The following is a 7,036-nucleotide window of genomic DNA, read 5'->3' as shown; positions in this document are numbered from 1 at the left end:
CTTTGCGGGATAGTGTCTACTGCCTTAACTTAATAAAATTAATATTAATAAAGGAAATATTAGCCCTGCCAAAGCCAGTTTCCAACCACGTCTTTTAAAAGTAAATTTTCCTGCCGGAATCATTATTGCTCCTGTTATGGCAATAGTTATTAACGAAATTCCAAAGATATCCGAGTAATAAATCCACCAGATAGAATCGCTTTTGTGCAACTTCATTGTTTGGCTAATAATTGGTGTTTTAAAGAATGATACTATTTCTCCTTTTCCTGTTTTCATGTCAATTTCTAGATCATGTTTTTCAAAAGAGATTTTAAACGTTCCTTTTTTTATATTATGGCGACGTATTTTATCATCTATACCTAAAGTTTTGGCTAAATTTTCGGCATATTTTTCGTTAATGTCACTTTCTAAAGGCAATTTTACCTGAATCTCTTTAGTTTCTGTTGTGTATTTTTCTGGGTGCCAATGCTCTCTGTGGTTCATTAATACTCCAGAAAACGCAAAGGAAATGATTAGTCCTATGTAAAAATAGCCTAAATCTCGATGTAGGTTTCTTGCTTTTATTAGTTTCATATTCTTTAAAATTTATACTTTATAGTTGCTATTACTTGGCGTGGTGCTATTGGATTTACACTATAATTTTCGTGAACAGTATAGTTTAATTCATTAGCTACATTAGCTAATTTGCATAATATTGAAAATTGCCCCCATGTGTACCCTGCTGATAAATCTACTGTTTTGTAATCCGTCAAAGGTATTGCTCTGTCATTAATACTAACAGCTCCAGTACTTGAAATAACTACTTGATTGTTCCAACCACCAAAACGGTTGCCTACATAATTTCCTAATGCTCCAAAAGACAGTCCTTTTAGTAATCCCGTTGGCAAGGTATAGAAAAAACTTAAATTAGCAGTGTTTTTTGGTGTTCTTACTAAACGATCTCCTTGTATAAAACTTCCGTTTAATCCAGATGTTTTAGTATAACGCATGTCATTATAACTATAACCAGCAATAATATTGAAACCTTCAAATGGTCTTGCAGTAATATCTACTTCTATTCCTTTGCTTTTTGTTTCTCCGCTTAAAACTTTTATGCTACTATCAGTATTTATCGAACCGTTAGCTTTAAATTCTGCAGTTTGTGCTAAGTTACTATTTGTTATTTGATATAATGTAATATTTGTGCTTAGTACATTTTTCCAGAAATATTTTTTAATACCTACTTCATATTGGTCTATAATAGATGGTTTTATGGCAACTAAGTCTGCGGTTGTTCCTGAATTTGGTGTAAATGAATTGGCATAGCTAACAAACAGCGAAGTGTTTTTTGTTGGTTGAAACACCAACCCTACTTTTGGAGAGAAAGCTTCATCTTTGCGTTTAGGTGTCATGACAGATGTATTAACTAGCAAATCATAAGTGTTTACTTCCGCTTCTTGCCATGACCAACGCAATCCTGCTAGCAATTTAATTTTTTCTGTAATAGATACTAAATCTTGTGCGTAAACCCCAAAACGATTAGTTTCTGTTTCTATCCTTTTAGTTTTAATGGCATTAGGGATAAGATTTGTTTGGGAGTTCGAATCGAAAGTAAAAATATTAACAAGATCATAAATTCCGTCTTGTAGTATGAACGGATTGTTTGTTTTTTTAAATACAAATGTATTACTTTCTACCACTGAGTTCTCAAAATCGATGCCTGTAAATAATTGGTGTTTTACTGAACCTGTATTAAAATTACCTTGCAAACTAAGTTGTTGACCCGTAATTTGTTCTACATTTTGGTTTTGACCAAGATTTCTTTTCAAGTTTCCATAAGTTGCAATTGCATCCGATGGTTGTACACGTTCAGTCCCTTTTGAAGTTCTGCTATAATCTTGGAACGACGTATTGAAGTTTAATTTCCAATTGGTATTAAAATTATGATTTACTAAGGCCGAAAGGCTAACTTGTTTTGTTTGTCCTGTAGACCAATTTGCTCCTAAATAAGTGTTACGAGGTAAGTTTGCAATAGTTTTACCAACAATTCCAGTACCAAAATCAGGTGTCCAATCGTCGTGTAAATAATCTCCTTGTAAAGTAATCTCTGTTTTTGGACTTACTTTAAAAAGGAAGGAAGGATTAATGTAGTAGCGTTCTTTTTTTACAATATCTCTAAAACTTTTAGAGTTTTCGTATGATCCTGTAAGCCTGTATGCAATAGCATTGCTTAGTGGGCCATAAATATCTAGCGATGGTTTGTAGAAAGAATAACTACCCATTTGCATTGCTAGTTCTCCACCTTTTGTAAATGAAGGCGATTTAGTAACCATATTAAGAATACCTCCAGGAGCCACATTTCCATATAATAAGGCAGCACTTCCTTTTAAAATTTCTACTTTTTCTAAAGAAGAAACCTCGGGTATAGAGCCACTACTAAAGCGAAAACCATTTTTAAACATGTTATTTGTAGACATGTCGTATCCTCTTGAATAAAGAGATTCTTGTGCGCCACCACGAGCTGAACTTATATAAATACCATTTGCGTTTTTTATAACATCGCTTAATCGTATGCTTTGTTGTTGTGCAATAGTTTCAGAGCCTACTACTTGTATGCTTTGTGGTAAATCTATTGCTTTTATACCAGATCTTGTTGCAGATATAGGCGTTTTTTGTTGGTTAGAAATAATAGTAACTTCATCAAGAATTTGTCTTTTTTTGTTTTTTACGGTATCGTTTACCATTGTTCGATTTTCTGAATACTCATTTTCTGCTTCAGAAAGAGTTGATTTTTGTGCAAAACTTGTAGCACAAAGTAGCAAAGCTACAGACGGGAATAAAATATATTTACACATTTATTTAGAATAAGTTAAAATAATAATGCAAAAGTAAAGCCTAGATTTTACTTTTCAAAGATTATTTAGACTAAATACAAATACAAATATTTAAATGTTTGATTTAATGAATAATATACGGTTAGGAAATAGCTATTTTATCATTACTAGAAAGCTTAATTGGCTTTTTTAGGGTTTTAATAAAAAAAAACACTGTAATATTTGGAGCGTATATTCTTGTGGTGAGGAACGAGGAATCTCATCTGAATCACTTGATAGGATTTCTTATTCTTTTCTAGCTCAAAATACTGTAATTAAACCCATTGGGTATAATTTAATTTTTTAATTGCATGAAACATAGTTTTTCTTAATTTGAAGGCGTTTCATTTTATTACGATAAAACATAGCTTTGTAAACCAAGAATTAGACTACCTAACTCTTTTTTTATATTTCTATGTGGTTTTATTTTATGTTTTTTAGAAATTTTAAATTTTATTAATTGTACCCATCGGGTTAATTAAGTCTTTGTGTCGTTGTTTTTGGATACTATTATGTTGCTGTTTTGATAGGACTAAAATATAGAATTATGCAATACTGCCAATTCTAGCCCAGATGGAAACGGCATCCTTTTTCTTGCTCCTTTAGCAAGGAAAAGATAGAGTGTACAGCTGGAAATAGCTCCTGATAAAAAATCTAAAATTTAAAATTTACAATCTGCAATCTTTTTTGTAATTTTGCACTCCAAATATCAAGGAAAAGAAAATGTTAGATAGATTACAAATAATAAAGCAAAAGTTTGACGAAATATCTGATTTGATTATTCAGCCAGATGTAATTGCAGATCAGAAGAGATATGTTGCACTTAATCAGGAGTATAAAGGGCTAAAATCGCTTGTTGAAAAACGAGACGAATATGTGATTTTGATGGCGAATATAGAGGAAGCGAACGAAATAATTGCCGACGGAAGCGATGCAGACATGGTAGAAATGGCAAAAATGCAACTCGAAGAAGCCAAAGAAAGATTGCCAGAATTAGAAGAAGAGATAAAATTTTTGCTAATTCCTAAAGATGCCGAAGATGCTAAAAACGTAATGGTCGAGATTCGTGCTGGTACAGGTGGCGATGAAGCGTCTATTTTTGCAGGCGATTTGTTTCGTATGTACACTAAATATTGCGAAAATAGAGGCTGGAGAACATCTGTTGTAGATATGAATGAAGGAACATCTGGTGGTTTTAAAGAAGTTATTTTTGAAGTTACAGGCGAAGATGTTTACGGAACTTTAAAATTTGAAGCAGGTGTGCATCGTGTGCAGCGTGTACCACAAACAGAAACACAAGGTCGTGTGCATACCTCGGCTGCAACAGTTATGGTTTTGCCAGAAGCAGAGGAGTTTGATGTTCAGATAGATATGAATGACGTTCGTGTCGATTTTTTCTGTTCCTCTGGGCCAGGAGGGCAATCTGTAAATACTACCAAATCTGCAGTTCGTTTGACGCATATTCCTACGGGATTAGTGGCGCAATGTCAGGATCAGAAATCACAGCATAAAAATAAAGACAAAGCTTTTGGCGTATTACGTTCTCGTTTGTACGAACAAGAATTGGCAAAAAAACAAGCAGATGATGCTGTAAAGCGTACTTCACAGGTAAGTTCTGGTGACCGTTCTGCAAAAATTCGTACTTATAATTATTCTCAAGGGCGTGTAACGGATCACAGAATTGGTTTAGATGTTTTTGATATGGATGGTGTGATGAATGGAAAAATTCAAAAATTTGTTGACGAACTTCAATTGGTTAACAATATGGAGAAATTGAAAGAGTCAGAGATTTTTTAAAAAATTATCAATAAAAAAAAGGTTCGCCATAAACTTACAAGTCAGCTTAAAAAGCTTTGTAAATTTGTCGCTAAATTATATAACTTCCTTTTGTTTTGAAGCAAACAAAAACAACTAAATATTAATTATAATGAAAAACAAATTTCTTTTACTTTTTGTATTTACTTCGCTCTTTAGTGCAAGGGCTCAATCTTATCTGGGCTATTATTACGATAATTATGCTGGAGTGCAAAGTGTTTTATATAATCCTGCGTCTATCGTAGATTCTCGTTTTAAAACCGATATAAATCTGGCTTCTGTTAGCGGTTCTGTAGGGAATGATTATTACGGATTTAGTGTTTCTGATCTTCTAAAAGGGGGAGATTACGATTTCGAATTGCAATCTAAAAAATTTCCATCAAGAAGTAATAATTTTGTTGCCAATGTAGATATTATGGGACCTTCATTTATGTTTAATATTGCACCTAAACATTCGTTGGCTCTTTTTACAAGAGGAAGATCTATTGCAAATGTTAGAAATATAGATGGTGATTTATTTAATAAATTGCGAAGTGATTTTAGCACATCAAAAGATTATAGCATTAATTCACAAAACTTTTCTGTCGTAGCAAATGCGTGGGCAGAATTAGGTCTTTCCTATGCTGCGGTACTTTTAAATAAAAACCAACATTTTATAAAAGGAGGTTTCTCTTTAAAATATATGCAAGGTATAGGAAACTCTTATATAAATGCCAATAATGTATCGCTTGCCTATGATAACAAAGGTTCTAATGCAAATTTTAATACCATTGCAACAACAGGTACTTTAACATACGGTGGAAGTCAAGAATTTGAAAATACCGATTATAAATTTGACAGAAAATCAATTGGTTTTGGAGGAGATTTAGGTTTTATTTATGAATACCGACCAGATTATGCTAGTTTTTCGGCAGATGATAAAAACTTAAACAAATACAAATTACGATTTGGATTGTCTGTAACCGATATTGGATCTATCACATACAAAGAGGCAACCCAAAGAACTCATAATTTGAATGGGGTAAGAACAGAAGCTCAGTATGATAACTTAAAAAGTACCGATTATTTAAATACCTTTTCAACCTCATTTTCCGATGCGCAAAAAATGAGCTTGCCAACAGCGATACACACCAATTTAGATTGGAATTTTTATAAAAAATTCTATCTAAATTTAAATTCAGATATGAGTTTAACAAGCAAAACAGCATTAAACACAAATTCGATAGAAAATGCGGTATCGCTTACACCACGATACGAAGTAAAATGGTTTAGTTTTTATTTACCAGTAAGTTACATGCAATATAGCAATCTAAGAGCAGGTTTTGGTTTTAGAGCTGGACCATTATTTGTAGGCTCGGGATCTGTGATATCAAACTTAATTTCTAATGAATCTAAAGGAATAGATATGCACTTAGGTCTTAAAATACCTATATACCAAGGAAAGAAAAAAGACAAAGACAACGATGGTGTTTTAGATAAATTTGATGATTGTCCTGAAACTGCAGGACCAATAGAAAACAAAGGTTGTCCGTGGAAAGATACAGACAACGATACCGTTTTAGACAAGGACGACAAATGTCCTACTATTGCTGGACCTGCTAAAAACAAAGGTTGTCCGTATGAAGATACTGATAAAGATGGGGTTTTAGATGAAGATGATAAATGTATTAATGAAGCTGGTCCAATAGAAAATAAAGGCTGTCCTTATTTAGATACAGATAAAGATGGTACTTTAGATAAAGATGATAAATGTCCTACAATTGTAGGAGATAAAGAAAATGCAGGTTGTCCTTGGCCTGATACTGATGGGGATTCGGTATTAGATAAAGATGACAAATGTCCTACTGTAAAAGGAACTATTAAAAATAATGGTTGTCCTGAAGTTACGGCAGATGTAATGAAAAAATTAAACGATTACGCAAAAACTATTTTATTTGAGGTAAGTAAATCTTCTTTTCAGCAGCGTACATTTCCAGTATTACAATCAATATTGGCAATTTTAAAAGAATATCCAGTTGCTAAATTTTCTATAGAAGGACATACCGATAGCGACGGTAAAGACACTGCAAACCAAACATTATCTGAGACAAGAGCGGCGGCAGTTATGGCGTATCTAGTAAAGAATGGTATCGATGCTTCTCGATTAGCTTCTAAAGGTTTTGGAGAATCTAAACCAATTGCAACAAATAAAACTAAAGTAGGTAAGATTTTAAATAGAAGGGTTGAAGTAAAATTAGTTAACTAATAAAAAATAAAAGGTTACTATTCCTCTAAATTTTTTTGAGGAGATTATAAAATTATTAAGCAAAAGGAGTAGAGAACTAAGTTTTTTTACTCCTTTTTTGTTACATTTATACCAATTTAGCTTT

At 32.7% G+C, this 7,036-nt stretch carries 4 protein-coding genes; 2 read left to right on the top strand and 2 right to left on the bottom strand.

Translation table 11 applies throughout. The features are described from left to right. Positions 1-24 precede the first annotated feature (24 nt). Positions 25-573: a PepSY-associated TM helix domain-containing protein gene (locus B0A57_RS11780; protein ID WP_011964027.1), complete on the bottom strand. Its 549-nt coding sequence runs from the start codon at positions 571-573 to the stop codon at positions 25-27. 5 nt (positions 574-578) lie between these two features. Continuing rightward, positions 579-2,834 carry a TonB-dependent siderophore receptor gene (locus B0A57_RS11775; protein ID WP_038466762.1) on the bottom strand — a complete coding sequence of 752 codons (2,256 nt, stop codon included), beginning with the start codon at positions 2,832-2,834 and terminating at the stop codon, positions 579-581. A gap of 741 nt (positions 2,835-3,575) precedes the next feature. On the opposite strand from B0A57_RS11775, the gene prfA reads away from it, so the two are divergent. Further along, on the top strand, positions 3,576-4,649 hold the full coding sequence (gene prfA / locus B0A57_RS11770) for a peptide chain release factor 1 (RefSeq protein WP_011964025.1): 1,074 nt from the start codon (positions 3,576-3,578) through the stop codon (positions 4,647-4,649). Between the two features lie 130 nt (positions 4,650-4,779). After that, on the top strand, positions 4,780-6,912 hold the full coding sequence (locus tag B0A57_RS11765) for a DUF5723 family protein (protein ID WP_034098706.1): 2,133 nt from the start codon (positions 4,780-4,782) through the stop codon (positions 6,910-6,912). The last annotated feature ends 124 nt before the right edge of the window (positions 6,913-7,036 follow it).

It is taken from the genome of Flavobacterium psychrophilum DSM 3660 = ATCC 49418, assembly GCF_002217405.1.
GTDB classification, from domain to species: Bacteria; Bacteroidota; Bacteroidia; order Flavobacteriales; family Flavobacteriaceae; genus Flavobacterium; species Flavobacterium psychrophilum.
The sequence above is the reverse complement of the archived record's forward strand: the minus strand, read 5'-3'. Positions and strand labels throughout refer to the sequence as shown.

Excerpts from the sequence above, each read along its gene's own strand:
- B0A57_RS11780 (WP_011964027.1), bottom strand. The coding sequence starts at position 573 with ATGAAACTAATAAAAGCAAGAAACCTACATCGAGATTTAGGCTATTTT.
- B0A57_RS11775 (WP_038466762.1), bottom strand. The coding sequence starts at position 2,834 with ATGTGTAAATATATTTTATTCCCGTCTGTAGCTTTGCTACTTTGTGCT.
- prfA (WP_011964025.1), top strand. The coding sequence starts at position 3,576 with ATGTTAGATAGATTACAAATAATAAAGCAAAAGTTTGACGAAATATCT.
- B0A57_RS11765 (WP_034098706.1), top strand. The coding sequence starts at position 4,780 with ATGAAAAACAAATTTCTTTTACTTTTTGTATTTACTTCGCTCTTTAGT.